Genomic DNA, 25666 nt, shown 5'->3' with positions numbered 1-25666 from the left:
CCCAGGAGAGCGCCATGTTCGGCAAGCTGCTGCCCCGCGAGGGGAATTTTTTTGAGATGTTCAACCAGCACGCCGAGCGCATCGTCGAGGCAGCGCGCGCGTTCGAGCAACTGGTCGCCAACTACAACGACGTGCACCTGCGCGAGCAGTACAACCGCGACGTCGACAACGCCGAGCGAGCCGCCGACCGCGTGACGCACGACGTCAACCGGCTGATCCACAAGACCTTCATCACACCCATCGACCGCGAGCAGATCCACAAGCTCATCAACACGATGGACGACGTGGCCGACCTGATCCAGGACTCCGCCGAGACCATGGCGCTGTACGACGTGCGCCACATGACCGAAGAGATCGTGCGCCTCACGGCCCTGAGCGTGAAGTGCTGCGACCGCCTGAAGGACGCCGTCAAGTTCCTCGGCAAGATCGCCGACCCGGCCGTGGCCGAGGCCACGCTGAAGACCTGCGAGGAAATCGACCGCCTCGAGTCGGACGCCGACCGTGTGATGCGCAGCGCCATGAGCAAGTTGTTCCGCGAGGAGCCCGACGTGCGCGAAGTGATCAAGCTCAAGGCGATCTACGAGCTGCTGGAAACGATCACCGACAAGTGCGAGGACGTGGCCAACGTGATCGAGGGCATCGTCCTCGAGAATTCCTGAGCGGGTAGCGACCGATGGCAACGGTTCAGGTCGCCCTCTGGGTGGTGATAGTGCTGGTCGTGCTCGCGATCCTGTTCGACTTCATGAACGGGTTCCACGATGCCGCCAATTCGATCGCGACGGTGGTGTCCACCGGGGTGCTCAAGCCGGGGCAGGCCGTGGTGTTCGCGGCCTTCTTCAACCTGATCGCGATCTTCATCTTCCACCTGAGCGTGGCGGCCACCGTGGGCAAGGGCATTGCCCAGCCGGGAGTGGTCGACGTGCACGTGGTGTTCGGCGCGCTCGTCGGCGCCATCAGCTGGAACCTCGTGACCTGGTACTACGGCATCCCGAGCAGCTCGTCGCACGCACTGATCGGCGGCATCGTGGGCGCGGTGATCTCCAAGACCGGCACCAGCGGGCTGGTCGCCGCGGGCATCTGGAAGACAGTCGCTTTCATCTTCGTTTCGCCGCTGCTCGGCTTCGTGCTGGGCTCGATGATGATGGTGCTGGTCGCCTGGGGCTTCCGGCGTGCCACGCCTTCGCGGGTGGACCGCTGGTTCCGGCGGCTGCAGCTGGTTTCGGCCGGCGCCTACAGCCTGGGCCACGGCGGCAACGATGCGCAGAAGACCATCGGCATCATCTGGATGCTGCTGATCGCTACCGGCTATGCCAACGCCGGGGACGCGAACCCGCCGACCTGGACCATCGTGAGCTGCTATACCGCGATCGCGCTGGGCACCATGTTCGGCGGCTGGCGCATCGTGAAGACGATGGGCCAGAAGATCACCAAGCTCAAGCCGGTCGGCGGCTTCTGCGCCGAGACGGGCGGGGCGCTGACGCTGTTCCTGGCGACGGCGCTGGGCATTCCGGTGTCGACCACGCACACCATCACCGGCGCCATCGTCGGCGTGGGTTCCGCGCAGCGCGCGAGCGCGGTGCGCTGGGGCGTGGCGGGCAACATCGTGTGGGCGTGGATCTTCACGATCCCCGCTTCGGCGTTCGTCGCCGCAATCGCCTACTGGATCAGCCTGCAGGTGTTCTGACGGCTACTGGGAGATTTTCCGGCCCTCTTCGATCTGGTGTTCGAAGTAGCGTTGGAAGCTGAACACGATGCTGGCCATCAGGATCGTGCTGCCGAAGAAAAGGGCCAGCACCACTGCACCGATGGTGAACCAGTTCGTGCGGCCAGGTTCGGCGTCGGCAGAGGCGCCGGCGTTGTAGCGGGTGTTCCATTTCTCGGGCGTCATCAGGCCATAGACGATGGCCGTCAGCGCGCAGCCCGCGATGGTGAAACCCAGCAGCGGGATCAGCGCCCAGCTCAGCCCGTCGTCCACGCCGTACATGCGCACGCGCTCTATGCCGTAGATGCCCAGTGCCGTGGGAATGGGCAGCAGCCAGCCGAGCCAGTCGCCCATGCCGCGCAGGTAGAAGCGGTGCAGACCCAGCGGGCCGCCGAGGAAAGAGAGCCAGGCGGCGGTGGTCTTGTTTTTCATTCGGGTGTCACTCGGGGCGGGTTGTGCTGCCCTCGCCAAGCACTTTCTCCATCAATACGACGTCGCGCCATTCGCCGAACTTCCAGCCGCAGTCTTTCAGCACGCCCACGTGCGTGAAACCCTGGCTGCGGTGCACGCCGACCGAGCCCGCGTTGGCCGAGTCGCCGATCACCGCGATCAGCTTGCGCACGCCGGCCGCTTCGGCGGCCTGCGACAGCGCTGCGAGCAGCTTGGCGCCCAGACCCTTGCCGCGTGCTGACTCCGACATGTAGATCGAGTCTTCGGCCGAAAAACGGTAGGCCGGGCGCGGCTTGAACCAGTTGCAGTAGGCAAAACCCAACACTTCGCCATTTTCTTCAGCCACGAGGTAGGGCAGGTTCTTGCCCAGCACGTCGGCACGGCGGGCGCTCATGTCGGCAGGGGAGGGCGGCTCCGTTTCGAAGGTGCCGGTGCCGTGCAGCACGTGATGGGCGTAGATGGAAGTGATGGCTGCGATGTCTTCTTCGCGGCTGGGGCGGATGGTGAGGGGCATGCGTGTGGAAGCGGGTGGCGCAAGGCCGGAATTCGAAGAAAACGCGGGACGGGCTATAATCGCAGGCTTTTCAGCGTGTCGCTGGCCGGGTGGCCATGTCGCGTGTCTCGACGCTGGAAGAACATTGTGAGCGGGCCTTTTCTTCATCCACAAGGCCTGCTGACCACCCAAGGATAAATCATGGTCGTCATTCGACTCTCCCGCGGCGGCTCCAAAGGCCGTCCGTTCTTCAACATCGTCGTGTCGGACAAGCGCGTTCGCCGCGATGGCCGTTTCATCGAGCGCCTGGGTTTCTACAACCCGACCGCCAAGGAAAACGAAGAAAGCATCCGTATCGCCCAGGACCGCCTGGCGTACTGGAAGAGCGTCGGCGCACAAGCTTCGCCCACCGTTCTGCGCCTGATCAAGCAAGCCGCTGCCGCGGCTCCCAAGGCGGCGGCCTAAGCCGTCCCCGCACGGCGATGCTGCCCGCACTCGAAACCGCCGAATTGCCGGCGGATGCGATTGAAGTAGGGCGCATCGCCGATGCATGGGGCATCAAGGGCTGGTTCAAGGTCCTGCCCCACAGCGCCCAGCCCGAGGCGCTTTTTTCTTCCAAGCGCTGGTTCCTGCAAGCTCCCGGAGCTGTTGCGAACGCCGCTTTCCGGCTCGCGATCCGCGAAGCCAAAGAACATTCCGACTGCATCGTCGCCACGTCCGACGATGTGCCAGACCGCAACGCAGCCGAGGCGCTGCGCGGTGCGCGCGTGTTCGTGCCGCGTTCGAGCTTTCCAACGGCGGGCGACGACGAGTACTACTGGGTCGACCTGATCGGCCTGTCGGTGGTCAATCGCGAAGGCGTCGTGCTTGGCGCGGTGCGCGAACTGCTCGCCACTGGTCCGCAGACCACGCTGGTGCTGGCCGCCGAAGAAGACGGCAAGGCCATCGAACGGATGGTGCCTTTCGTCTCGGTCTTCGTCGACAAGGTCGACCTGGCCGGCCGGCTCATCACCGTCGACTGGCAACCCGATTTCTGATTCGAGGCTTGCGCGCATGCGCTTCGACGTCCTCACGCTCTTCCCCGAACTGTTCGCTCCTTTCATGGCCAGCGGCGTGACGCGCCGTGCCTACGAGTCGAAGCAGGTCGAAGTCATTCTGTGGAATCCGCGCGACTTCGCGCAGGGCAACTACAAGCGCGTGGACGATCGCCCCTTCGGCGGCGGCCCCGGCATGGTGATGATGGCCGAGCCGCTTGCAGCCTGCCTCGATGCGGCGCTGGCGGCGCGCGGCGCAGAAGCTCCCGTGGTGTTGTTCTCGCCCATCGGCGAGGCATTGCGCCATGAATCGGTCGAGCGCTGGTCGGCAAGTGAGGGTGCGGTACTGATCTGCGGGCGCTACGAAGGCATCGACCAGCGCTTCATCGACGCACGCGTCACCCATCAGGTCAGCCTTGGCGACTTCGTGCTTTCGGGCGGCGAGATCGCCGCCATGGCGCTGCTGGATGCCGTCGCGCGGTTGCAGCCCGGGGTGCTCGGCGACGAGGCCAGCCACGTGCAGGACAGCTTCAACCCGGCGCTCGACGGCCTGCTCGACTGCCCGCACTACACGCGGCCCGAGCAGTGGAACGGGCAGGGCGTGCCGGCGCCGCTGCTCTCGGGCCATCATGCCCAGATCGAGCGCTGGCGGCGCGACCAGCGACTGGCCATCACGGCTGCGCGGCGCCCCGAACTGATCGATGCGGCCCGGGCGGCGGGGCGTCTTGGCAAGGCCGATGAGGCCGCGCTGAAAAAAAAGCTATAATCCCCGGCTCCCCGATCCTCTGCCCGGCCGCGCCCGGTCTTCTTGCGGTTGTCCCGCGAAAGTCCAAGGCGCCTTTTGTGTAGCCCGGCACGATCGAACATCAGGAAATCATGAACCTCATCCAGACCCTCGAGCAGGAAGAAATCGCCCGTCTCGGCAAGACCATCCCCGACTTCATGCCCGGCGACACGGTCATCGTCAGCGTGAACGTCGTCGAAGGCACCCGCAAGCGTGTGCAGGCCTACGAAGGCGTCGTGATCGCCAAGCGCAACCGTGGCCTCAACAGCGGCTTCACCGTGCGCAAGATCTCCAGCGGCGAAGGCGTGGAGCGTACGTTCCAGACCTACAGCCCGCTGATCGCCGGCATCGAAGTCAAGCGCCGCGGCGATGTGCGCCGCGCCAAGCTGTACTACCTGCGCGACCGCAGCGGCCGTTCGGCACGTATCAAGGAAAAGCTGCCGAGCAAGTCGACGGCTGCTGCCAAGTAAGCAGTTCGCCTTCGTGCAAGAAAGCCGCCGCTCTGGCGGCTTTTTGCATTGTTGCTCCCGCTCAAAGACAACTTTCCATTTTTCCGCTCTACTTCTTCCATCCGGCTCCGGTACCTTTCATCTCTTGACCAACTCATCCGCCCCCCTGCAGGCCACCTCCGTCGAACCCGTCAATGCCGTGGTGCCGCCCGCACTGCTGCAGTTCGACCCGCGCCAGGTGCCTTTCGTGGCCGGACCCGAGGGATTGCCGGCAGTGCCGCCTGCGCAACTGACTGCGCAGGCACTGCGGACGCGTTTCGCCACGCCGCCCGCCTGGACACCCGAACTGCGCCACGAACCGCGAATGACAGATCGCATTCCCGCGCAGGCCGCGGTGCTGGTGCCGATCGTGCAGCGACCGCAGGGCGCGGCCGTGCTGCTGACAGAGCGCACCTCGAACCTGTCGACCCACTCGGGGCAGGTTGCGTTTCCCGGTGGCCGTGTCGATCCGGAGGACGCCAACATCGCGGCCGCCGCGTTGCGCGAGGCCTGGGAAGAGGTTGGCCTTTCTGCGCAATACATCGAAGTGCTCGGCAACCTGCCGACCTACACGACGGTGACCTCGTTCATCGTGACGCCCGTGGTCGCGCTGGTGCAACCCGACTTCGAGCTCACCATCAATCCCTACGAAGTGGCAGAGGCTTTCGAGGTGCCGCTCGCGTGGCTGATGGACCCCGCCAACCACCGCCACCACACCGTGCCCGCGCCCGATGGCACCCGGCGCCAGTGGTATTCGATGCCCTACCAGGACGGCGCCGACGAGCGCTTCGTCTGGGGTGCGACCGCCGGCATGCTGCGCAATCTTTACCGTTTCCTGAGCGCCTGAATCCCGCCTGAATCTCCAGGCGCCCTCGCTATCATCGAAGGATGAGCTTTTTTGCCATCCTGTGCGCGCTGCTGATCGAGCAGGTGCGGCCTCTGGGCCCGCACAACCCCGTGTATGGCGCGGTGCTGGCGTGGACACGCTGGACCAGCCGCAACTTCGACGCGGGCAAGCCGCATCACGGATGGATCGCCTGGGGGCTCGCGGTGTTCGTGCCCACGCTGGGCGCGCTGGGCGTGCACTGGCTGCTCGTGCTCACGCTGGGGTTGCCTTTCGCGGTGCTCTGGAGTATCGCGGTGCTCTACGTCACGCTGGGTTTCCGGCAGTTCAGCCACCATTTCACCGACATCCGCGATGCGCTCGACGAAGGCGACGAGCCGCTCGCGCGCTCGCTGCTCGCGCACTGGCAGGGCGTCGACGCGGCCGACCTGCCGCGCAGCGAGATCGTGCGCCACGTCATCGAGCATTCGGTGATCGCCGCGCATCGCCATGTGTTCGGCGTGCTCGCGTGGTTCTCGATTGTCGCGGCCATCGGCCTCGGACCGGCGGGCGCGGTGTTCTATCGCATGAGCGAGTTCGTCTCGCGCTACTGGGCGCACAAGAACGGCGCCGCGGTGCAGCCGTCGAGCGTCTCGGTGCAGGAGGCCGCGGATCGCGCCTGGCATGCGATCGACTGGCTGCCCGCCCGCATCACGGCGCTGGGCTTCGCGGTGGTCGGCAGCTTCGAGGAAGCGATCGATTGCTGGCGCAATGACGCGCAGCGCTTTCCCAACGAGAACGACGGCGTGATCCTTGCGGCCACATCGGGTGCGGTCAACGTTCGCCTGGGCGGCGGCTCGCTGAGCCCGATCCCGGTTGCCGATCCGCTGCCCCGCGCACAGGCCGGTGAATCGCTGGCCGATGGCCGCCGCATCGACAGCGGCAGCACGCCGGGGCGCGAGCCCGAGCCCGGCCATCTGCGCAGCGTGGTGGGCCTGGTCTGGCGCTCGGTCGTGATGTGGATGGTGCTGCTGGCCTTGCTCACATTGGCTCGCCTGCTGGGCTGAGCAAAAAAGAACCCCAATGGCAAAACCCGTCCCGGCTTTCTGGAGCCCGCGCATCGGCGCGCTCGAACCCTATGTGCCCGGCGAGCAGCCGCGCATCGCGAATCTCGTCAAGCTCAACACCAACGAGAACCCGTACCCGCCGTCGCCGCTTGCCATCGAGGCCGTTCGGCGTGCGGCCGAGAACGGCCTGGAGCTGTATCCCGATCCCACCTCGCTCGCGCTGCGCGAAGCAGTGGCGCGGCGGCACGGCCTGCAAGCCGATCAGGTGTTCGCGGGCAATGGCTCGGACGAGGTGCTCGCGCATGCCTTCTTCGCATTCTTCCAGCAGGCCGAACCGCTGTTGATGCCCGATGTGAGCTACAGCTTCTACAAGGTCTATGCGCAGCTCTATGGCATCGCGTGCGAGCTGCAGCCGGTCGACGATGGCCTGCGCATCGACGTCGACGCCCTCGTGGCGCGCGCCCGCAAGGGTTGTGCGGGCGTCGTGATCGCGAACCCGAATGCGCCGAGCGGCATCGGCCTGCCGCTCGCGCGCATCGAGCAACTGCTCGAAGCCTGCACCGATCGCGTGGTGCTGGTCGATGAGGCGTATGTCGATTTCGGCGGCGAGAGTGCGCTGCCGCTGATTGGCAAGTACCCGAACCTGCTGGTGGTGCAGACCCTTTCCAAGTCCCGCTCGCTGGCCGGCCTGCGGGTCGGCTTCGCCTGCGGCCAGGCGCACCTGATCGACGCGCTGGTGCGCGTGAAGGACAGCTTCAACTCGTACCCGCTCGACCGCCTGGCCTCGGCCGGTGCCGTGGCCGCGCTGGAAGACGAAGACTGGTTTCGCAGCAGCCGCGACAAGGTCGTTGACACCCGCGAGGGCCTCGCCCTCCAGCTCGAAGACCTGGGCTTCGAGGTGCTGCCGTCGCAGGCCAATTTCATCTTCGTACGCCATCCGCAGCGCGATGCGGCCGAGCTGGCGGCGCTGCTGCGCGAGCGTGCGGTGCTGGTGCGGCATTTCAGGCTGCCGCGCATCACACAGTACCTGCGCATCAGCATCGGCACACGCGAGCAATGCAGCCTGCTTGTGCAGCGCCTGCAGGACATTCTTGACCTGACTCCCTGAAGGAACCCTGGCGATGCCGACCCACGACACCGACCCGCGCGCGGCGGCCTGCGCAGGCTTCTGGCAGGCAGTGAGCGATCAACTCGAGAGCCTTCGCGCCCTGCCTGCCCGCGAACTGATGGAGGGGCTCAACGAACTGCTGGAGCCTTTCTTTCCTCGGCTGTCGGCCGAGGTGGCGGGCGAACCGCCCGCGTTCAAGCTCGTGCTGACGGCGCACGGTTCGGTGGACGACTTCGAGGACCTGATGGCGCTGGTGCAAAGCAGCCCCAGGCTGCCGCAGGTGGAGGTGGAAGCTTTCCGCCAGCGTTCGAGCGACGGTTTCGGCATGCGCATGAACGACTTCGAACTGGCGAGCTCCGAAGTCCTCGTGAAGCATGAACCCTATCGGGGCCGGGTGGCGCTGGAGATCGGCTTCGCCAAGCCCATTCCGATGGACATGCAGGACCACGCGCGCCACATGAGCCTCATCATGCTCGACCACATCCTGGGCGAGTACGACTTTGCGGTGAAGGTCGGGGCGGTCGACCACGTCGAGGTCGATGCGCAGGCGGATTTCGATGGCGTGCCGCTCGACGATTTCGTGCCGCTGTTCGACGCCTGCTGGCGCGACGAACTCGGCCACACCGGTGTGTTTCCTCCGGGCGAGCACGCGTGGTCGGGCGTGAGCGCGACGCGCGAGGCCGAAGACGGCCGCGAGGTCGAGGTGATCGTCATGCGCAACGACGCGGCCACCGCACTGCTGGGGCGCGCCGACCTGTGCCACCGCCTGTCGGTCGCCACGCCGATCGAATCGGGCGAGGAGCTGGAAGAAGCGCGCACCTATGAAGACCGGCTGACGGCGCGGCTGCAGACGCACGAAGCGGGCTGCTGCACGCACGTCGTGCTGGAGGAGGGCGTTCGCACCGTGCACTTCCAGGTGGCCGATCCCGAGACGGCGATCTCGCATGCGCAATCGTTGCAGGATGACATGGACCTGCCGGCGACGCTGGACCTTGCCTTCGATCCGACCTGGAAGTCATACCGGATCTGGGTCGGCTGAGGCAGCCGTTGGTCAGTACCGCTTCTGGCTCAGCTCGGCGAACAGCTCGCCGTAGATCCTGTAGCGGCTCGCGCTGATGGCGCCCGGCCCGTTCGCCGTCTCCACGTTCGCGATCACGCCGCAGCCCGGTTCGTGCAGGTGCGTGCAGTTGTAGAACTTGCAGTCGCTCGCATGCTCGGCGATGTCGGGCATGAGCCCCGCGAGCTGCATCGGCGCGATGTGGTTCAGGCCGAATTCCTGGAAGCCCGGCGAGTCGATCAGACCGGTGGTGCGGGCCTCGTCGATCCAGTACCAGGTGGTGCTCGTGGTCGTGTGCTTGCCCGAGTTCAGCGCCTGCGAAATCTCCTGCGTCAACACCGTAGCGCCCGGCACCAGCAAGTTGGTCAAGGTGCTTTTGCCCGATCCGGACGGACCGAGCACGAGGGTGGATTTGCCGGCCAGGAGTTTCATCAGCGACGCGTAGTCCGCCTCTCCCGATGCCTTGAGCGACAGCGGCAGCACGCCGTGGTGCATGCGGCGGTAGGGCGCCAGCTTGTTCCACGCGCGCTCGAAGGGCTCGACCAGGTCGCTCTTGTTGAGCGCGATGATCGGTGCGATGCGCTCGGCCTGCGCCGCGATCAGCGCGCGCGCCAATTGATGTTCGGAGAATTCCGGCTCGGCCGCGATCAGGATCAGCACGTGGTCGAGGTTGGCCGCGAACGACTTGGTGCGGATCTCGTCCTGCCGGTAGAACAGGTTGCGCCGCGGCAGCACCTGCTCGATGGTGCCTTCGTCCTCGCTGGCCTGCCAATGCACACGGTCGCCGACCACGGCTTGGCTCTTCTTGCCGCGCGGATGGCAGATCAGCCGTTCGCCCGTGGGTGTTTCGACCAGGCAGTGGCGTCCATGGCTGGCAACGACAAGGCCCTCGTGGAGTGCCTTCGCAGCGGTTGCCGTGGGCGCGGCGCGGCCGGGCTTAGCCAAGGGCGTGGTCCGTCATGCGGCGGGGCTGGCGACCAGCGCGTCGGCCTGGCGAGCGCAGTCGAAGTCGGTGACCGACAGGCCGCCCACGTCGTGCGTGTTGAAGCGCACCACGCAGCGGTTGTAGTGCACCGACAGGTCCGGGTGGTGGTCCTGCGTGTGCGCCACGAAGGCCAGCGCGTTCACGAAGGCAATGGTCTCGAAGTAGTTGGCGAAGGTGAAGGTCTTCTCGATGGCGACATTGGCGCCGTCGCCGGTGAGCTTCCAGCCGTCGAGCTTTGCGAGGCCCGAAACGATCTCGGTAGCGCTCAGCGACTTGCGGGGAGGAAGGTTCTTCCAGTCTTTGGGCTTGAACATGCTGCTCATGGTGGGCTTCGTCGAAGGGTAATGGGTCAGGCCGCCGTCATGCGCGCAAGGCGCTCGGAAGCCGGCGGGTGCGAATAGTAGAACTTGACGAACACCGGGTCGGGCGTGAGCGTCGAAGCGTTGTCCTGGTAGAGCTTGAGCAGTGCGGCCGACAGGTCGGCCCCGCTGGTCTGCGCCACCGCATAGGCATCGGCCTCGAACTCGTGCTTGCGCGACAGCCGTGCGGGCAGTGGGGCAACGAAGAAGCCGAACACCGGCACGGCGGCCATGAACAGCAGCAGCGCCAGCGCGCTGTTGGGCGCCGTCATGTTGGGCTGCACGCCCAGGCCCGTGTAGAACCAGACCTGCGTCGACACCCAGCCCAGCAGCGCGAAGCCGGCCAGGCTCAGGGCGAACATCGCGACCAGCCGCTTCACGATGTGGCGATGCTTGAAGTGGCCCAACTCGTGCGCGAGCACGGCTTCCACCTCGCCCGCGTTGAGCTGGCGCAGCAGCGTGTCGTAGAACACCACGCGCTTGCTGGCGCCGAAGCCCGTGAAGTAGGCATTGGCGTGCGCGCTGCGCGTGCTGCCGTCCATCACGAAAAGGCCCTTGGCTGCGAAGCCGCAGCGCTTCATGAGAGCCGTCACGCGCTCCTTGAGCGTGGGGTCGTCGAGCGGCTTGAACTTGTTGAACAGGGGTGCGATGAAGGTCGGGTAGATCAGCATCAGCAGCAGGTTGAAGCCCATCCACGCGCCCCAGGCCCAGAGCCACCACAGCTGGCCGGCCGCGCCCATGAGCCAGAGGATCAGCGCCGCGATGGGCAGGCCGATCACCGCGCCCAGCAGCGTCGACTTGAGCGTGTCGGCGAGCCAGAGCTTCCAGGTCATCTTGTTGAAGCCGAAGCGCTCTTCGAGCCTGAAGGTCTGCCAGAGAGTGAAGGGCAGTTCGAGCAGTCCGCCGATGATTGCGAAGGCAGCCAACAGCGCCAGCTGCTGCACCATGCCGCCGCCGATCCACGCCAGCAGCAGCCTGTTGAGCGCGTCGAGTCCTCCGAGCAGGGTCCAGCCGAGCAGCAGCGTCGCGCTCCAGGCCATCTCGATCAGGCCGAAGCGGGCCTTTGCGATGGTGTAGTCGGCTGCCTTCTGGTGGGCGGCGAGGGTGATGGTCTGCGCGAAAGCGGCTGGCACGGCGCCGCGGTGAAGCGCCACATGGCGCACCTGCCGCGAGGCGAGCCAGAACTTCACGAGCAGGCCTGCAACCAGTGCGGCCGCAAAGGCCAGGGTGAAGATGAGCGAATAGGACATGAAGCAGTGAGTTTAGTCCTCGGTATCTGGCGCCGCGGGGCCTTCGACGACAATCCTGCGATGCCCGAATTCCTTGACCCGACGCCTCCCGCCGCAGTGCCCACCCTGAAGAAGAGCGACCAGAACCTGGTTTGGCTCGACTGCGAAATGAGCGGCCTCGACCCCGAGAAAGAGTTCCTGCTCGAAATCGCCGTGGTCGTCACCGGCCCCGACCTCACGCCCCGCATCGACGGCCCCGTTCTTGTCATCCACCAGAGTGACGCCGTGCTCGACGCCATGGATGCCTGGAACAAGGGCACCCATGGCCGCAGCGGCCTGATCGACAAAGTGAAGGCCTCGACCCTCGACGAAGCCGCCGCGGAGCAGCAACTGCTGGAATTCATCGCCAAGTACATTCCGCGCAGCGGCTCGCCCATGTGCGGCAACACCATCGGGCAGGACCGCCGCTTCCTGGTCAAGTACATGCCCAAGCTCGAGGCGTATTTCCACTACCGCAACCTCGACGTCAGCACGCTGAAAGAGCTGGCCAAGCGCTGGAAACCCACGGCCTACAACAGTTTCAAGAAGCAGCAGGCGCATACCGCGCTGGCGGACGTGCATGAATCCATCGAGGAACTGGCGCACTACCGCGAGACCTTCCTGCGCCTCACGGATTGAGAAACCCGGGAATTAGGTAAAAACCCGAGTTCATGCCATAATCGCAGGCTTCGCTGATCGGGCGGGTATTTCAAGCCCGGCCAGCGTCTCTTGCATCTCCCTATCTTGCACACCGCGCCCGATCGCATTCGCTGATCAAAAAGGGCCGCAGCCTTGGGCACCAGCCCGAAGTTGAATGTCGTTGGATGGTTGATGTTTTTAACCACCAACGGGGCGCCGCTTACGGCAGCGCTCGCGTTTGAGATTGATATTCATGACCGACGCTTTTGAAGCGCAGGGCGAGTTCGCGCCTGTGCAATCCGCTACCCATAACGAATTCACCGCTGTTTCGGACACCGTGTCCGAATCGCCCATCCTCGAAGCGCTGGATGCAGCCGCTCCCGAAGTGGCCGTGGCCGAAGAGCCCGCCCAGCCCAACGGCTTCATCAAGCTGGGCCTCGCGCCCGAGCTGATCGCCGCCGTGGCCGACCTGGGCTTCACCCAGCCCACGACCGTCCAGGAAAAGGTCATCCCGATCGCCATGGGCGAGCAAGAGGGCGCCGCCCAGACCGCTCGTTTCGTCGACCTGATGGTTTCGAGCCAGACCGGTTCGGGCAAGACTGCCGCCTTCCTGCTGCCCGTGCTGCACACGCTGCTGAAGCGCCAGGCCGAAGCCGAAGCCGAAGCCAAGGCCGAATTCCAGCGCCTCGCCGCCGAAGCCGCTGCCCGCGGCGAAGCCGTGCCGAAGAAGCCGAAGCGCAAGGACCCGACCAACGCCCGTCACTTCAAGCCCGCCACCCCCGGCGCGCTGATCCTGTGCCCGACGCGCGAACTCGCGCAGCAAGTCGCGCACGACGCCATCGAACTGGTTCGCCACTGCCGCGGCCTGCGCATCGCCAACGTGGTGGGCGGCATGCCCTACCAGCTCCAGATCGCCCGCCTGCAGAACGCCGACCTCGTCGTCGCCACGCCGGGCCGCCTGCTCGACCTGCAGCGCTCGTCGCAAATCAAGCTCGACCAGGTCAAGTTCCTGGTGGTCGACGAAGCCGACCGCATGCTCGACCTCGGTTTTGCCGATGACCTGGCCGAAGTCAACCAGCTCACCATCGAGCGCCAGCAGACGATGATGTTCAGCGCCACCTTCGCGCCGCGCATCCAGCAGCTGGCCCAGCGCGTGATGCGCGAGCCGCAGCGTGTGACCATCGACAGCCCGCAAGAAAAGCACGCGAACATCAAGCAAGTACTGTTCTGGGCCGACAACAGCCAGCACAAGCGCAAGCTGCTGGACCACTGGCTGCGTGACACCACCATCAACCAGGCCATCGTGTTCGCGAGCACGCAGGTCGAGTGCGACGGCCTCGCCAACGACCTGCAGCAGGACGGCTTCAGCGCCGTGGCGCTGCACGGCGCCCTGAGCCAGGGCCTGCGCAACCGCCGCCTGATGGCACTGCGCCAGGGCCAGGTGCAGATCCTGGTGGCCACCGACGTTGCCGCCCGCGGCATCGACGTGCCGACCATCACCCACGTCTTCAACTTCGGCCTGCCGATGAAGGCCGAGGACTACACCCACCGCATCGGCCGCACCGGCCGTGCAGGCCGCGACGGCATTGCCGTCACGTTCGCCGAGTTCCGCGATCGCCGCAAGATCATGGACATCGAGCACTACAGCCGCCAGCAGTTCAAGGCCGAAGTGGTGCCGGGCATGGAACCGCAACAGCGCATGCCGCAATCGCGCCCGCCACAAGGCGAGTTCCGCGGCGGCCGCGGCGACAATCATTCGCGTGACCGCAAGTTCGGCGGCGGCGGTCATCGCGGTGGCAATGGCGGCGGCTTCGGCGGCGGCAACAGCAACTACGCAGGCGCCAGCGGCTTCAACGACCGCGGCTCGCGTCCCCCGGCACCGCGCGGCGGTGGCTTCGGTGGCCAGGGCCACGGCCATGGCGGCGGTCACAACGCCGGCTTCGGCGGCGGCCGTGACGAAGGCGGCGGCTATGGTCGCAAGCCGGGTTGGGGCGACAGCGCCCCGCGCGGCGGCAATGGCGGTGGCCGTGATTTCGCTCCCCGCGAAGGTTTCGCACCGCGTGAAGGCTTCGCGCCCCGCGGCAATGGCGCAGGCCATGGCGGCCAGGGCAAGGTGTTCGTGCCCCGCGACGCGCAGAAGCGCTCGTTCAAGCCCAGCCGCTGATCCTTGCCGAGCGGCCTGACAGCCGCCTCGCCCCCTCGAAAGCCCGCGCTTCTCACGAACGCGGGCTTTTTCATTTCGGGTTTCCGAGCAGTGCGGTGTCGCTTGATTTTGATTGACACCTGAATCGATGAAAAGTAATGTAATGGCGCATTGCTTCCCCGGGTCCGTCCTGCGGCCGCCGGTTCATCGACACCTGCTTTTCGACTTTCGACATGAAAATTGCGATTCTTGGGGGTGGTCATGGCGCCTATGCGGCCGCCGCCGACCTGTCTGAAACCGGCCACGAGGTGCGCCTGTGGCGCCGCGATGCCGCCGCACTGGAGCCCGTCGTCCGCGCCGGCGCGATCACTCTGAAAGACGCCGAAGGCACCCGCGAGGTGCCTATTGCGCTGGCGACCGCCGACATCGGCACTGCCCTGAAGGGCGCCGAGCTGATCGTCATTCCCACGCCCGCCATCGCCCAGCACGACATCGCGCTCGCGATGGCGCCGCATCTGGTCGATGGCCAAGTCGTGTTCCTGCCGCCGGGCACCTTCGGCAGCTACGTGATGGCGAGGACGGTGAAGGAGGCCGGCAGCCGCGCCGACGTCGCCTGGGCCGAGACCGGCACCTTGCCGTACCTCGCGCGCAAGCACGGCGAACGCGAGGTGAACGTCACCATCCGCGCCATCCGCCTGCCGACCGGCGTCTATCCGGCGCGCAAGGAAGCCGACGCGATCGAGGTGATCCGCAAGGCCTACCCGGCCGTGCACGGCTGCGGCGACGCGCTCTCGGGCGCATTGATGAACGCCGGCCCCGTCATCCATCCGCCGCTGATGGTGATGAACGCCGCGCCGCTGCAGCACTTCGAGCGCTGGGACATCCACAACGAAGGCACGCAGCGCGCTGTGCGCGATGTGACCGACCGGCTCGACCAGGAGCGCATCGCCGTGCGCGAAGCCTTCGGGCAGGGCGCGCCGCACTATCCGCTGGCCGACCATTACAACAACGACCAGTGGATGTACGGCGACGCGCACAAGCAGCTCGTGAAGTCGGGCGACTGGCGTGAGAACATCGACCTGCACACGCACCGCTACATCACCGAGGACACCGAGCTCGGCCTCGCCTTCCTCGCTTCCGCCGCGCGCCATGCGGGCGTCGATGCGCCCATCGCCCATGGCCTGCTGGCCATCGTCGGCGGCTTTCTCGGCCGCGACCTTCGGCGCGGGCCTCGCACTTTCGAAAGCCTCGGCCTTGCCGGCCTGAGCGCCGCCCAACTCAAGCAGAGGCTGCACGATGGCGAATGAGGCCGTGCTCCCGCGCTTCGCGGCCGTCGGCGCGGGCCGCATGGGACGCGGCATCGCCATCGCGTTCGCCTATGCCGGCCGGCGCATCTCGCTGATCGACCTGCGCCCGCGCAGCGACGATGCGTGGCGTCGTTTGCGCGACGAGGCCAGGGCGGAGATCGAAGCCAGCCTTTCGGGTCTCGCCCAGCTTGGCGTGATCGATGCCTCGCAGGTCGAACGCGTCGCCGCGCGTATCGAATTCGTCAACGCTGCCGCCGCACCGCAGGTGCTCGCCGCCGCCGAACTCGTGTTCGAAGGCGTGCCCGAAACCATGGAGGCCAAGCGCGAGGCTTTCGAGCATCTCAACCGCCATTGCCGCGACGACGCCATCCTCACCTCGACCACCAGCAGCATCCTCGTGACGCAGCTGGCCGCACTCGTGCGGCTGCCAGAGCGCTTCCTCAACATGCACTGGCTCAACCCGGCCTACGTGATCCCGGTGGTGGAGCTCAGCTGCCATCCGGGCACCGACGCCACCGTGCTCGCGCGCACCAAGGCGCTGATGGAAGAGATCGGCAAGCTGCCCGTGGTCTGCGGCGCGTCGCCCGGCTACATCGTGCCGCGCCTGCAGGCGCTGGTAATGAACGAAGCCGCGCGAATGATCGAGGAGGGCTCCGCCACAGCCGAGGAGATCGACAAGGCCACGCGCTACGGCCTCGGCCTGCGCTTCGCCGCGCTTGGCGTGGTCGAGTTCATCGACTTCGGCGGCTGCGACATCCTGCATCACGCGAGCCGCGAGATGTCGGCTTCGCTCGATGCCGGCCGCTACACCGCGCCGGCCATCGTCGGGCGCATGGTCGAGCAGGGGCGGCTCGGCCTCAAGAGCGGCAGCGGCTTCTACGATTACGCGGGCCGCGACGTCGCGGCCTACCGGCGCGACGTGCTTTCGCGCACGCTCGGCGAACTGCGGCACGCGGGCCTGTGGCGCGCGCCGGCCGACGAGACCTTGCCATGAGCATCCGCCGCGCCTTTGCCGACCTGTCGGTGGGGCAGGTGCACTTTGCGGAATGCGGCGACCGCAGCGCGCCGGTGGTGCTGCTGCTGCACCAGTCGCCGCGCAGCTGGGCCGAGTACCGCGCCGTGCTGCCGTTGATCGGCGCGCAGCGCCGGGCCATTGCGATGGACACTGCCGGCTTCGGCGACTCCGCGGACGGCGGCGTGCCCGCGAGCATCGGGCAATGGGCGCGCGTGGCGTGCGAACTGCTGGACGTGTTGAACATCGCGCAGGCCGACGTGGTGGGCCACCACACCGGCGGCGTCGTGGCAGTGGAGCTTGCAGCCGCGTTTCCCGATCGCGTGCGCAGCCTGGTGCTGTCTTCCACGCCTTGCACCGACGAAGCTTTTCGCCGCGTGCGTGCGCAGCACCCGCCCATCGACGAAGTCGCGCCAAGCGAAGACGGCTCCCATCTCGCTGCGCTGTGGCAGAAGCGCCAGAGCTTCTATCCACCGGGGCGGCCCGAACTGCTCGAAGCCTTCGTGCGCGATGCGTTGAAGGTCGAACGCGTCGAAGAGGGCCATCGCGCCGTCGCGTCGTACCGCATGGAAGAACGCATCGGTCTTGTCGCACACCCCACGCTGATCGTGCGCGCCACCGACGATCCGTTCGCGGCGCCGCATGCGGCGCAGCTGCGGCATCACTTGCCGCACGCGCGCATCGTCGACATCGAAGGCGGCATGGTGCCGCTGCCCGATCAGATGCCCGATACCTTCGCGCGCACGGTACTCGACTTTCTGGCGACGCTGCCATGAAGGCCGTGCGCGTCCACGGCTTCGATGCAGTCCCCGTGCTGGAAGAGGTGGCCGATCCCGTCGCAAGGCCGGGCCGCACCATCGTGCGCATGGAAGCCGCGACGGTCGGCCACATCGACCGCACCGTGTGGCGCGGCAGCTTCCTGCGGCATCCGCCGTTGCCTTACACGCCCGGCGTGGAGGCTGCGGGCACCGTCGTCGCGAGCGAACGTTACGACGTCGGCCAGCGCGTGTGGCTGCGCGGTGGCGGACTTGGCACGCTCTTCGATGGCACCTGGTGCGAACTTGTCGATGCGCCCGACGAAGCGTTGGGACTCTTGCCTGACGGCGTTCCGATGACGCTGGGTGCCGCGTTCTTTTCCCCATGCACCTCGGCCTGGGTGGCGCTGCACGACGTCGCGAAGCTGCGGCCCGGTGAACAGGTGCTGGTGACCGGCGCGAGCGGTGCCGTCGGCTCGCTAGTGATGCAGCTGGCAGGCAGCCTGGGCCGCGCAGCGACGGCCGTCGATGCGAATGCCGAAGCGCCGCCCGCGGCCAGCGCCGACCTGCTCATCGACACCGTCGGCGGCGACGTCCTTGCGAAAGTCCTGCCCGCGGTGCGTCCCGGTGGGCGCGCGGTGCTGATCGGCTACACCGCCGGCCCGACGCTGCAGCTGGACATTGCACACTTCCTGCAACGCGATGTCGCGCTTCTGCCGCTCAATATGTTCCGGCGTGAATCGGCCGGCCGCGCCGCTGCCCCCGAGTTGCTCGCAAGGCTGGGCGACGGCCGCCTGCATCTGGACGTTCGGCTCTTCGCATTCGACGATGCGGCCGGCGCGCTCGACTGGATTGCGCAACGCGGCCACCGCGGACGGGCTGTTCTCGTGCCTCGCCTTTGACCAGCGAGGCGCGGAGACTCAGTCTTCTTCCGGCCCCTCGACCGGTACGTGCACATGCAGGTCGATCATCTGCCGCAGCGTCTGCTTGAGCTCTTCGGCGCGCCGCAGCCCGAAGGGTTCGAGCACGCGCCGCTCGTGGTCGCGCGCGAGTTCCATCAGATGCTCGACCGCCTTCAGCCCCTTGCGCGTGATGCGCACCAGCGTGATGCGGCGATCACTTTCGTGGGGCAGGCGTTCGACCTGTCCGCGCGCTTCCATGCGGTCGAGCAGCCGCGTCACCGTCGGCTGCTTGGTGACAGTCACCTGTGCGAGCTGGCCGATGCTGATCGGCTCGCTGCCCGCAAGCGATGCCATCACGCGCCACTCCGACACGGAGAACCCCTGCTGCCGCGCAACCTCGTGGAACTCCGAGGAAATCAATTGGCTGGCCTGTGCCAGCAGCGCCGGCAGGTAGTCGTCGACGAAGCGATGCGATTCGGTGGATGGATCTGGTTCAGCCATGAAGGCACCTCACAGTCGCCGCGGGCACGCGGCTTGCATGTCTAGGGTAATTCATGATTGTGGATACATTCATTTGTCAACATTATAGGAAGCGTGATGTGGCACCTGAAGCGCATCCTCCCACGCGAAGGAAGAAGGACCCCCAATGGCTGAGCGTTCGTTCGTCGAAGAAGTCAAGAAGCTGAGGCTTTCTGGCGGAGATGTCTTTCGTGGCGAGGGCATTCTGGCGGTCACCAAGGCCTTGCTCGAATCCGGAGTTTCCTATGTGGCGGGCTACCAGGGTGCGCCCATCTCGCATCTGATGGATGTGCTGGCCGACGCACAGGACATCCTTGCCGAGCAGGGTATCCGCTTCGAGAACAGTGCAAGCGAAGCCACTGCTGCCGCCACGCTTGCGGCGTCGGTCAACTACCCCTTGCGCGGCGCCGTCACCTTCAAGGCCACCGTGGGCACCAACGTGGCTTCCGACGCGTTGGCCAACCTGGCGTCGGGCGGCGTGACCGGCGGCGCGCTCATCATCGTGGGCGAGGACTACGGCGAGGGCTCGTCGATCATGCAGGAGCGCAGCCATGCGTTCGCCATGAAGTCGCAGATCTGGCTGCTCGACCCGAGGCCCAACCTGCCGAGCATCGTCGATGCGGTGAAGCAGGGCTTCGATCTCTCCGAAGCCAGCAACACGCCCGTGATGCTGCAGCTGCGCATCCGCGCTTGCCATGTGCACGGCCACTTCATCGCCGGCGACAACAAGCGCGCGAAGTTCACGCTCAAGGACGCACTCGAGAATCCGCAGCGCGACGTCGGCCGCATCGTGCTGCCGCCCGCGAGCTTCGTGCACGAGCAGGAGAAGGTGCGGGACCGCTGGCCCGCGGCCGTGCGCTTCATCGAGGAGCGCCAGCTCAACGAATTCTTCTCCGAAGACGCCGACGACATCGGCATCATCGTGCAGGGCGGCAGCTACAACACGCTGCTGCGCGCACTCGAGCGGCTCGGCCTGGCCGACGTGTACGGCAACACCCAGGTGCCGCTCTACGTGATGAACGTGGCCTACCCGGTCATCGAGAGCGAGGTGATCCGCTTCTGCGAAGGCAAGCGCGCAGTGCTGGTCGTGGAAGAGGGCCAGCCCAACTTCGTCGAGCAGAACCTCGCGACCATCCTGCGCCAGGCCGGCTCCACCACCGCGCTGCATGGCAAGGACATGCTGCCCGTGGCCGGCGAGTACACCGCATCCGAACTGCTGAAGGGCGCGCGCAGCTTCTGCGAGCGCTACGACCGGCTCGCGCCGCTGCCGGTGCCCGCCCCCGTGCGCAAGGTGATCCCTCTGGTGGAGGTCGCAGCGATCGGCGTCGATGCCGCGCCCGAGCCCGCACCGCCGTCCACGGCGCTGGGTGAAGTGGTCCACGCCCGTCCACCGGGCTTCTGCACCGGCTGCCCCGAGCGCCCCATCTTCAGCGCCATGAAGCTGGTCGAGCGCGAACTGGGCCCGCACCACGTGAGCGCAGACATCGGCTGCCACCTGTTCTCCATCCTGCCGCCCTTCAACATCGGCAACACCACCATGGGCTACGGCCTCGGCGGCGCAGGTGCTTCCGCGCTCAACGCGCCGGCCGGCAAGCGCGCGATCTCGATGATGGGCGACGGCGGCTTCTGGCACAACGGCCTTACCAGCGGCGTGGCGAACGCGGTCTTCAACAAGAGCGACAACCTCACCATCGTCGTCGACAACAACTACACCTCGGCCACGGGCGGGCAGGACATCCTCTCGTCGAACGCCGTCAACAAGACGCGCAGCACCGGCCACGAAATCGAGCGCGCCGTGCGCGGCGTGGGCGTCGAGTGGGTCAAGACATTGCGCCGAACCTACGACGTCGCCGGCATGCGCGATGCGCTGAAAGAAGCGCTCACCACCAAGACCCGGGGCCCGAAAGTGCTGATCGCCCAGTCGGAATGCATGCTCAACAAGCAACGCCGCGAGAAGCCGCTGGTACGCAAGGCCATCGCCGACGGCAAGCGCATGGTGCGCGAGAAGTTCGGCGTCGACGCCGACACCTGCACCGGCGACCACTCGTGCATCCGCTTGTCGGGCTGCCCGTCGCTGTCGATCAAGCCCAACCCCGATCCGCTGCGCACCGACCCGGTCGCGACCGTGCTCGACAGCTGCGTGGGTTGCGGCGTGTGCGGCGAGGTTTCGCACGCCGCCGTGTTGTGCCCCTCGTTCTACAAGGCGCAGATCGTGAGCAACCCGAGCCGCTGGGACCTGCTGCGCGAGCGTGTGCGCACTGCCGTCATCGGCTGGCTGCAGCGCGGCGAAGCTCGCCGCCGTGAAGCCTATGCCTTCTGAATGAGTCCCTCCATGCAAAGCGAAGACATTGCGTCGAAGTGCCAGGGATGCCGCGGAACCGGCTTTGCCGGGCCGCAGGTATCGTCCCCGGTAGGGGGTTGGCGGCTACACGAAGTGAGCAAGACTGGGGGGGAGCCATGAGCCCGATCAAGATCGCGATCCTCGCCATGGGCGGGGAGGGAGGCGGCGTTCTGGCCGACTGGATCGTCGACATGGGCGAGGCCAATGGCTACGTGGCGCAGACCACGTCGGTGCCAGGCGTGGCGCAGCGCACGGGCGCAACCATCTACTACGTCGAGCTCTATCCGAGCGCGCAGGCCGAGGCGGACGGCGGCCGACCCGTGCTCGCATTGATGCCATTGCCGGGCGATGTCGACGTGGTGCTGGCGTCGGAACTTATGGAGGCCGGACGCGCAGTTCAGCGCGGGCTGGTCACGAACGACCGCACCACGCTGATCGCCTCCACGCACCGCGTGTTCTCGATCGCGGAGAAGAGTGCGCTGGGTGACGGCCGCGTCGACAGCGACCAGTTGCTCGCGCACACGGCGCGGGCTGCCAAGCGCTTCATCCGCTTCGACATGGCACAGGCGGCCGAGGCTTCGGGCAGCGTGATCAGCGCTGTGCTCTTTGGTGCGTTGGCAGGATCAGGCGTACTGCCGTTCAGCCGTGCGCAGTTCGAGGCGACGATCGAACGCGGCGGCGTAGGTGTGAAGCCCAGCCTCAAGGCCTTCGGTGCCGCATTCGCCCGCGCGCAGGGCGGCGACGACGGCGAGCCGGTGAAAGAGGCCCCGCTCGCCACGCCGGCACCGCAACCCCGCCACCCGGCCGTGCGTGCCTTGGTCGAGCGCGTGCAGCGTGACTTTCCGGCTGCCGCGCAAGACTTCCTGCTCGAAGGCGTGCGCCGCCTTATCGACTACCAGGACCCGGCCTACGCCGGCCTGTACCTCGACCGCATGGCGGCCTTGCCGGCCGGCGACCACCGGCTGCTGCGTGAAACCGCGCGCCATCTTGCGCTCTGGATGTCCTACGAAGACACCGCCCGCGTCGCGGCCCTGAAGACCCGCGCGACCCGCTTCGAGCGCGTGCGCGGCGAGGCGCGCGTGCAGCCGGGCCAGGTGCTGGCCATCAACGAATACATGCACCCACGCCTGCAGGAAATCTGCGAGACGCTGCCGGGTGGCATCGGCCGCTGGCTCATGGATTCGACGCTGCCGAAGAAGCTCGTCGAGCGCTTCACGCAGCACGGCCGCGTGATCCGGACCAGCTCGCTGCGCGGCTACCTGATGTTGCGCACGGTGGCAGCCATGAAGCGCTGGCGCCTGTCGACGATGCGCTATGCCGAAGAGAACCGCCGCATCGAGGAATGGCTGCAGCGCATCGCCGCGACTGCGCAGCGCAACCCGGAGCTCGCCGTCGAACTCGCGCAGTGCCAGCGGCTCGTGAAGGGCTACAGCGACACGCACGAGCGCGGCGTTCGCAACTACGACACCGTGATGCGTGCCGTCGAGCGCGCCGGCGCGGGGCTGGCACCGGCCACGCTGCGCGAACTGCGCGACGCGGCACTGGCCGACGAACACGGCCACAAGCTGCAGGCTGCACTGGCGCTGCACGCACTGGCCTGACGAAGAGACAACGAAGATGACCGCACCCTCCGCCATCCTCTCGCTGCGCGTCGTCGAAGCGCGGGCATTGAATCCGCTGATCCGCATGCTGCGCCTGCGCGCCGAAGACGGCCGCGCGCTGCCAGGCTTCGCGGCCGGCTCCCACATCCGTGTGCAGGTGTCGCTGCCCGATGGCAAGACCGACTGGCGCCATTACTCGCTTATCAACTTCGCGACCGCGCGCAACGCCACCAACGCACCAACCGAGTACGTGATCGCCGTGCGCAAGGAGGCCGAAGGCCGTGGCGGCTCGCGCTTCATGCACGAGCAGCTGAAAGAAGGCGATACCGTCGCCATCGAGGCGCCGAAGAACGACTTTCCGCTGCACACCGGTCCCGGCGGCACCGTGCTGGTGGCGGGTGGTATCGGCGTCACGCCGCTCGCCACCATGGCCGCGCGCCGCCGCGCCGAAGAGGCGCCGGTGCGCATGCACTACGCCGGCCGCAGCCGCGAGCTGATGGCCTTCCTGCCCGAGCTGCAGGCGCTGCTCGGCGACGACCTGCGCGTGCACGCCGATGCCGAAACCGGTGCGCCTCTCGACATCGACGCGCTGCTCGACGGCGTGCCCGCTGGCGACCGCCTCTACGTCTGCGGCCCCAAGCTCATGCTGGACGCCGTGCTGGCCCGCACCCAGGCGCGCGGCTGGGAGCACGACCGCGTGCACTTCGAACTCTTCACCGAGCCGGTCGCGGAAGCGGGCGACCAGCCCTTCGAGGTGGAACTCGCCCAGTCGGGCCAGCGCTTCACGGTGCCGGCCGACCAGAGCATCCTCGATTGCCTGATCGAGCACGGCTGCGACCCGATGTTCGACTGCAAGCGCGGCGAATGCGGCGTGTGCGCCGTGCCCGTCATCGAAGGCGAGATCGAGCATCGCGACTACGTGCTCACCGCCCGCGAGAAAGCGGCCGGCAACGTCATCCAGATCTGCATCTCGCGCGCCAAGGGTGCGCGCCTGGTGCTCGACCTCTGAAGGAGCCACGAGAACCATGCCTTCATACCGAGACAACCCTGAAGCCGTCCGCGCGCTGGTGCGCAACGACCAGGTGCACCGCGATCTGTACACCAGCCAGGAACTGTTCGAGCTGGAGCAGGAGCACTTCTTCGCCAACACCTGGAACTATGTCGGCCACGAGAGCCAACTGCTCAAGCCGGGCGACTGGATCAGCAACGAGATCGCCGGCCGCCCGCTGATCGTCGTGCGCCACGCCGACGGCAGCGTGCGCGCCATGATGAACCGCTGCGCCCACAAGGGCTCGCGGCTCGTCAATGGGCCCTGCGGCAACACCGGCAAGTTCTTCCGCTGCCCGTACCACGCCTGGACCTTCAAGACCGACGGCTCGCTGCTGGCCATTCCGCTGAAGACCGGCTACGAGAACACCGAACTGCACGCGTGCGAATCGGTCAAGGGCCTGACGACGCTGAAGCACGTGCGCAGCCACCGCGGCTTCATCTTCGTGAAGATCAACGACGCCGGGCCGGACTTCGACGACTACTTCGGCGACTCGCTGAGCTCCATCGACAACATGGCCGACCGTTCGCCCGAGGGCGAACTCGAGATCGCGGGCGGCTGCCTGCGCTTCATGCACCAGTGCAACTGGAAGATGTTCGTCGAGAACCTCAACGACACCATGCACCCCATGGTGGCGCACGAATCCTCGGCCGGAACCGCCAAGCGCATGTGGGCCGACAAGCCCGCCGATGAGCCCAAGCCCATGGCGGTCGAGCAGTTCGTGCCTTTCATGTCCGACTACAAGTTCTTCGAGGACATGGGCATCCGCACCTACGACAACGGCCACAGCTTCACGGGTGTGCACTTCAGCATCCACAGCAAGTACAAGGCGATCCCGGCCTATGACGACGCCATGAAGGCGCGCTACGGCGAGGAAAAAACCGCGCAGATCCTCGGCATGGCGCGCCACAACACGGTGTACTACCCGAACCTCACGATCAAGGGCGCGATCCAGGCGATCCGCGTGGTCAAGCCGATCTCGGCCGACAGGACGCTGATCGAGAGCTGGACCTTCCGCCTCAAGGGCGCGCCGCCCGAGCTGCTGCAGCGCACCACCATGTACAACCGGCTCATCAACTCGCCGTTCTCGGTGGTGGGGCATGACGACCTGCAGGCCTACCGCGGCATGCAGGCCGGCCTGCATGCGAGCGGCAACGAGTGGGTGAGCCTGCATCGCAACTACGACCCGTCGGAGCTGAAGGGCGGAGAGATCACCACGGGCGGCACCAACGAGCTGCCGATGCGCAACCAGTACCGCGCATGGGTCCAGCGCATGACGGAGACCATGTGATGACCGGCATCGAAGTCACCCGCCAGGACTTGATCGATTTCGTCGTGAACGAAGTACACCTGCTCGACACGCGCCGCTACGAGGAGTGGAACGCGCTTTTCACCGACGATGCCTTCTACTGGGTGCCGCTGGTTCCCGACCAGGAAGACGGCCTCAACCACACCTCGCACCTCTACGAGGACAAGCTGCTGCGCGACCTGCGCATCGAGCGCCTCAAGAGTCCGCGTGCCTTTTCGCAGCAACCGCCGAGCCGCTGCCATCATCTGCTGCAGATGCCGGTGATCGAGCAATTCGACGCCGAGGCGAACCGCTACGTGGTGCGCACCGGGTTCCACTACACGGAGTCGCAGGGCGACGAATTGCAGTTCTACGTCGGCACCTTCTTCCATCATCTCAGGGTGCAGGATGGCGCGCTGCGCATGGCGCTCAAGCGCGTCAACCTGCTCAACTGCGACGCGGCGCTGCCAGCCGTGCAGCTTTTCATCTAGGG

Annotated in this window: 27 protein-coding genes; 21 read left to right on the top strand and 6 right to left on the bottom strand. The window is 66.6% G+C overall.

All coding sequences use genetic code 11. The features are described 5' to 3' along the window. Window positions 1–14 precede the first annotated feature (14 nt). Together PMI12_RS09095 and PMI12_RS09090 are read left to right on the top strand one after the other, a co-directional pair. Window positions 15–659, top strand: a complete 645-nt coding sequence (locus PMI12_RS09095; protein ID WP_007831315.1) for a DUF47 domain-containing protein — start codon at window positions 15–17, stop codon at window positions 657–659. A 14-nt stretch (window positions 660–673) separates the two neighbouring features. Further along, window positions 674–1684, top strand: a complete 1011-nt coding sequence (locus tag PMI12_RS09090) for an inorganic phosphate transporter (protein ID WP_007831314.1) — start codon at window positions 674–676, stop codon at window positions 1682–1684. A 3-nt stretch (window positions 1685–1687) separates the two neighbouring features. On the opposite strand, the gene PMI12_RS09085 is transcribed toward PMI12_RS09090, so the two are convergent. Together PMI12_RS09085 and PMI12_RS09080 are read right to left on the bottom strand one after the other, a co-directional pair. Beyond that, window positions 1688–2134, bottom strand: coding sequence for a TM2 domain-containing protein (locus tag PMI12_RS09085; protein WP_007831313.1), 447 nt, complete (start codon window positions 2132–2134; stop codon window positions 1688–1690). A gap of 7 nt (window positions 2135–2141) precedes the next feature. Beyond that, window positions 2142–2666, bottom strand: coding sequence for a GNAT family N-acetyltransferase (locus tag PMI12_RS09080; protein WP_007831312.1), 525 nt, complete (start codon window positions 2664–2666; stop codon window positions 2142–2144). 180 nt (window positions 2667–2846) lie between these two features. Between PMI12_RS09080 and rpsP the strand changes: the two genes are divergently transcribed. The 8 genes from rpsP to PMI12_RS09040 all read left to right on the top strand — a co-directional run bounded on the left by rpsP (window position 2847) and on the right by PMI12_RS09040 (window position 8988). Next, complete coding sequence (gene rpsP / locus PMI12_RS09075; protein WP_007831311.1) at window positions 2847–3110, top strand: 30S ribosomal protein S16; 264 nt, start codon at window positions 2847–2849, stop codon at window positions 3108–3110. A gap of 17 nt (window positions 3111–3127) precedes the next feature. Then, window positions 3128–3682: a ribosome maturation factor RimM gene (gene rimM / locus PMI12_RS09070; protein ID WP_007831310.1), complete on the top strand. Its 555-nt coding sequence runs from the start codon at window positions 3128–3130 to the stop codon at window positions 3680–3682. Window positions 3683–3698: 16 nt separating this feature from the next. Next, window positions 3699–4445: a tRNA (guanosine(37)-N1)-methyltransferase TrmD gene (gene trmD, locus PMI12_RS09065; protein ID WP_007831309.1), complete on the top strand. Its 747-nt coding sequence runs from the start codon at window positions 3699–3701 to the stop codon at window positions 4443–4445. A 110-nt stretch (window positions 4446–4555) separates the two neighbouring features. Next, a complete protein-coding gene (gene rplS, locus PMI12_RS09060; protein WP_007831302.1) occupies window positions 4556–4933 on the top strand; it encodes a 50S ribosomal protein L19 in 378 nt (125 codons plus the stop codon). 124 nt (window positions 4934–5057) lie between these two features. Next, window positions 5058–5798: a CoA pyrophosphatase gene (locus PMI12_RS09055; protein WP_007831299.1), complete on the top strand. Its 741-nt coding sequence runs from the start codon at window positions 5058–5060 to the stop codon at window positions 5796–5798. A gap of 41 nt (window positions 5799–5839) precedes the next feature. Next, window positions 5840–6841, top strand: coding sequence for a CobD/CbiB family protein (locus tag PMI12_RS09050; protein ID WP_007831297.1), 1002 nt, complete (start codon window positions 5840–5842; stop codon window positions 6839–6841). 16 nt (window positions 6842–6857) lie between these two features. Continuing rightward, window positions 6858–7949 (top strand): histidinol-phosphate transaminase, encoded by a 1092-nt coding sequence (gene hisC, locus PMI12_RS09045; protein WP_007831296.1) that lies wholly within the window; start codon window positions 6858–6860, stop codon window positions 7947–7949. A 13-nt stretch (window positions 7950–7962) separates the two neighbouring features. Next, the gene (locus PMI12_RS09040) at window positions 7963–8988 is read left to right on the top strand and encodes a hypothetical protein (RefSeq protein ID WP_007831295.1); all 1026 of its coding nucleotides are present in this window, start codon (window positions 7963–7965) and stop codon (window positions 8986–8988) included. Between the two features lie 12 nt (window positions 8989–9000). Here the strand turns inward: PMI12_RS09040 and rsgA are convergent, their stop codons facing one another. From rsgA to PMI12_RS09025, 3 genes are read right to left on the bottom strand one after another with little or no spacing between them, the layout of a single operon-like run. Further along, window positions 9001–9951: a ribosome small subunit-dependent GTPase A gene (rsgA, locus tag PMI12_RS09035; protein WP_007831289.1), complete on the bottom strand. Its 951-nt coding sequence runs from the start codon at window positions 9949–9951 to the stop codon at window positions 9001–9003. Between the two features lie 12 nt (window positions 9952–9963). Next, a complete protein-coding gene (locus tag PMI12_RS09030) occupies window positions 9964–10314 on the bottom strand; it encodes a 4a-hydroxytetrahydrobiopterin dehydratase (RefSeq protein WP_007831287.1) in 351 nt (116 codons plus the stop codon). Window positions 10315–10340: 26 nt separating this feature from the next. After that, window positions 10341–11600, bottom strand: a complete 1260-nt coding sequence (locus tag PMI12_RS09025) for a M48 family metallopeptidase (RefSeq protein ID WP_007831285.1) — start codon at window positions 11598–11600, stop codon at window positions 10341–10343. Window positions 11601–11660: 60 nt separating this feature from the next. On the opposite strand from PMI12_RS09025, the gene orn reads away from it, so the two are divergent. From orn to PMI12_RS08995, 6 genes are all read left to right on the top strand, one after another. Then, window positions 11661–12257 carry an oligoribonuclease gene (gene orn, locus PMI12_RS09020; protein WP_042673080.1) on the top strand — a complete coding sequence of 199 codons (597 nt, stop codon included), beginning with the start codon at window positions 11661–11663 and terminating at the stop codon, window positions 12255–12257. Between the two features lie 253 nt (window positions 12258–12510). Then, window positions 12511–14421, top strand: coding sequence for a DEAD/DEAH box helicase (locus PMI12_RS09015; RefSeq protein WP_007831277.1), 1911 nt, complete (start codon window positions 12511–12513; stop codon window positions 14419–14421). A 212-nt stretch (window positions 14422–14633) separates the two neighbouring features. After that, window positions 14634–15707 carry an NAD/NADP-dependent octopine/nopaline dehydrogenase family protein gene (locus tag PMI12_RS09010; RefSeq protein ID WP_007831275.1) on the top strand — a complete coding sequence of 358 codons (1074 nt, stop codon included), beginning with the start codon at window positions 14634–14636 and terminating at the stop codon, window positions 15705–15707. Further along, a complete protein-coding gene (locus tag PMI12_RS09005; RefSeq protein WP_007831273.1) occupies window positions 15697–16701 on the top strand; it encodes a 3-hydroxybutyryl-CoA dehydrogenase in 1005 nt (334 codons plus the stop codon). The genes PMI12_RS09010 and PMI12_RS09005 overlap by 11 nt, the downstream gene beginning before the upstream one ends. Further along, window positions 16698–17495, top strand: coding sequence for an alpha/beta fold hydrolase (locus tag PMI12_RS09000; RefSeq protein ID WP_007831272.1), 798 nt, complete (start codon window positions 16698–16700; stop codon window positions 17493–17495). Before PMI12_RS09005 ends, PMI12_RS09000 begins: the two co-directional genes overlap by 4 nt. Beyond that, window positions 17492–18376, top strand: a complete 885-nt coding sequence (locus PMI12_RS08995; RefSeq protein ID WP_007831270.1) for a quinone oxidoreductase family protein — start codon at window positions 17492–17494, stop codon at window positions 18374–18376. Before PMI12_RS09000 ends, PMI12_RS08995 begins: the two co-directional genes overlap by 4 nt. A gap of 18 nt (window positions 18377–18394) precedes the next feature. On the opposite strand, the gene PMI12_RS08990 is transcribed toward PMI12_RS08995, so the two are convergent. After that, complete coding sequence (locus PMI12_RS08990) at window positions 18395–18877, bottom strand: MarR family winged helix-turn-helix transcriptional regulator (RefSeq protein WP_007831268.1); 483 nt, start codon at window positions 18875–18877, stop codon at window positions 18395–18397. Between the two features lie 145 nt (window positions 18878–19022). On the opposite strand from PMI12_RS08990, the gene PMI12_RS08985 reads away from it, so the two are divergent. From PMI12_RS08985 to PMI12_RS08965, 5 genes are all read left to right on the top strand, one after another. Further along, complete coding sequence (locus PMI12_RS08985) at window positions 19023–21215, top strand: thiamine pyrophosphate-dependent enzyme (RefSeq protein WP_007831262.1); 2193 nt, start codon at window positions 19023–19025, stop codon at window positions 21213–21215. A 137-nt stretch (window positions 21216–21352) separates the two neighbouring features. Continuing rightward, on the top strand, window positions 21353–22837 hold the full coding sequence (locus PMI12_RS08980) for an indolepyruvate oxidoreductase subunit beta family protein (protein ID WP_007831261.1): 1485 nt from the start codon (window positions 21353–21355) through the stop codon (window positions 22835–22837). Between the two features lie 16 nt (window positions 22838–22853). Beyond that, on the top strand, window positions 22854–23846 hold the full coding sequence (locus PMI12_RS08975) for a PDR/VanB family oxidoreductase (protein ID WP_007831260.1): 993 nt from the start codon (window positions 22854–22856) through the stop codon (window positions 23844–23846). Between the two features lie 16 nt (window positions 23847–23862). Further along, window positions 23863–25176, top strand: a complete 1314-nt coding sequence (locus tag PMI12_RS08970; RefSeq protein WP_007831259.1) for an aromatic ring-hydroxylating dioxygenase subunit alpha — start codon at window positions 23863–23865, stop codon at window positions 25174–25176. Further along, a complete protein-coding gene (locus PMI12_RS08965; RefSeq protein ID WP_007831258.1) occupies window positions 25176–25664 on the top strand; it encodes an aromatic-ring-hydroxylating dioxygenase subunit beta in 489 nt (162 codons plus the stop codon). Before PMI12_RS08970 ends, PMI12_RS08965 begins: the two co-directional genes overlap by 1 nt. Window positions 25665–25666: the final 2 nt, after the last annotated feature.

The sequence above is a fragment of the Variovorax sp. CF313 genome (assembly GCF_000282635.1).
Classification (GTDB): Bacteria; Pseudomonadota; Gammaproteobacteria; order Burkholderiales; family Burkholderiaceae_C; genus Variovorax.
The sequence above is the reverse complement of the archived record's forward strand: the minus strand, read 5'-3'. Positions and strand labels throughout refer to the sequence as shown.

Coding starts and splice junctions, on each gene's coding strand:
- PMI12_RS09095 (WP_007831315.1), top strand. CDS start 15: ATGTTCGGCAAGCTGCTGCCCCGCGAGGGGAATTTTTTTGAGATGTTC.
- PMI12_RS09090 (WP_007831314.1), top strand. CDS start 674: ATGGCAACGGTTCAGGTCGCCCTCTGGGTGGTGATAGTGCTGGTCGTG.
- PMI12_RS09085 (WP_007831313.1), bottom strand. CDS start 2,134: ATGAAAAACAAGACCACCGCCGCCTGGCTCTCTTTCCTCGGCGGCCCG.
- PMI12_RS09080 (WP_007831312.1), bottom strand. CDS start 2,666: ATGCCCCTCACCATCCGCCCCAGCCGCGAAGAAGACATCGCAGCCATC.
- rpsP (WP_007831311.1), top strand. CDS start 2,847: ATGGTCGTCATTCGACTCTCCCGCGGCGGCTCCAAAGGCCGTCCGTTC.
- rimM (WP_007831310.1), top strand. CDS start 3,128: ATGCTGCCCGCACTCGAAACCGCCGAATTGCCGGCGGATGCGATTGAA.
- trmD (WP_007831309.1), top strand. CDS start 3,699: ATGCGCTTCGACGTCCTCACGCTCTTCCCCGAACTGTTCGCTCCTTTC.
- rplS (WP_007831302.1), top strand. CDS start 4,556: ATGAACCTCATCCAGACCCTCGAGCAGGAAGAAATCGCCCGTCTCGGC.
- PMI12_RS09050 (WP_007831297.1), top strand. CDS start 5,840: ATGAGCTTTTTTGCCATCCTGTGCGCGCTGCTGATCGAGCAGGTGCGG.
- hisC (WP_007831296.1), top strand. CDS start 6,858: ATGGCAAAACCCGTCCCGGCTTTCTGGAGCCCGCGCATCGGCGCGCTC.
- PMI12_RS09040 (WP_007831295.1), top strand. CDS start 7,963: ATGCCGACCCACGACACCGACCCGCGCGCGGCGGCCTGCGCAGGCTTC.
- PMI12_RS09030 (WP_007831287.1), bottom strand. CDS start 10,314: ATGAGCAGCATGTTCAAGCCCAAAGACTGGAAGAACCTTCCTCCCCGC.
- PMI12_RS09025 (WP_007831285.1), bottom strand. CDS start 11,600: ATGTCCTATTCGCTCATCTTCACCCTGGCCTTTGCGGCCGCACTGGTT.
- orn (WP_042673080.1), top strand. CDS start 11,661: ATGCCCGAATTCCTTGACCCGACGCCTCCCGCCGCAGTGCCCACCCTG.
- PMI12_RS09015 (WP_007831277.1), top strand. CDS start 12,511: ATGACCGACGCTTTTGAAGCGCAGGGCGAGTTCGCGCCTGTGCAATCC.
- PMI12_RS09010 (WP_007831275.1), top strand. CDS start 14,634: ATGAAAATTGCGATTCTTGGGGGTGGTCATGGCGCCTATGCGGCCGCC.
- PMI12_RS09005 (WP_007831273.1), top strand. CDS start 15,697: ATGGCGAATGAGGCCGTGCTCCCGCGCTTCGCGGCCGTCGGCGCGGGC.
- PMI12_RS09000 (WP_007831272.1), top strand. CDS start 16,698: ATGAGCATCCGCCGCGCCTTTGCCGACCTGTCGGTGGGGCAGGTGCAC.
- PMI12_RS08995 (WP_007831270.1), top strand. CDS start 17,492: ATGAAGGCCGTGCGCGTCCACGGCTTCGATGCAGTCCCCGTGCTGGAA.
- PMI12_RS08990 (WP_007831268.1), bottom strand. CDS start 18,877: ATGGCTGAACCAGATCCATCCACCGAATCGCATCGCTTCGTCGACGAC.
- PMI12_RS08985 (WP_007831262.1), top strand. CDS start 19,023: ATGGCTGAGCGTTCGTTCGTCGAAGAAGTCAAGAAGCTGAGGCTTTCT.
- PMI12_RS08980 (WP_007831261.1), top strand. CDS start 21,353: ATGAGCCCGATCAAGATCGCGATCCTCGCCATGGGCGGGGAGGGAGGC.
- PMI12_RS08975 (WP_007831260.1), top strand. CDS start 22,854: ATGACCGCACCCTCCGCCATCCTCTCGCTGCGCGTCGTCGAAGCGCGG.
- PMI12_RS08970 (WP_007831259.1), top strand. CDS start 23,863: ATGCCTTCATACCGAGACAACCCTGAAGCCGTCCGCGCGCTGGTGCGC.
- PMI12_RS08965 (WP_007831258.1), top strand. CDS start 25,176: ATGACCGGCATCGAAGTCACCCGCCAGGACTTGATCGATTTCGTCGTG.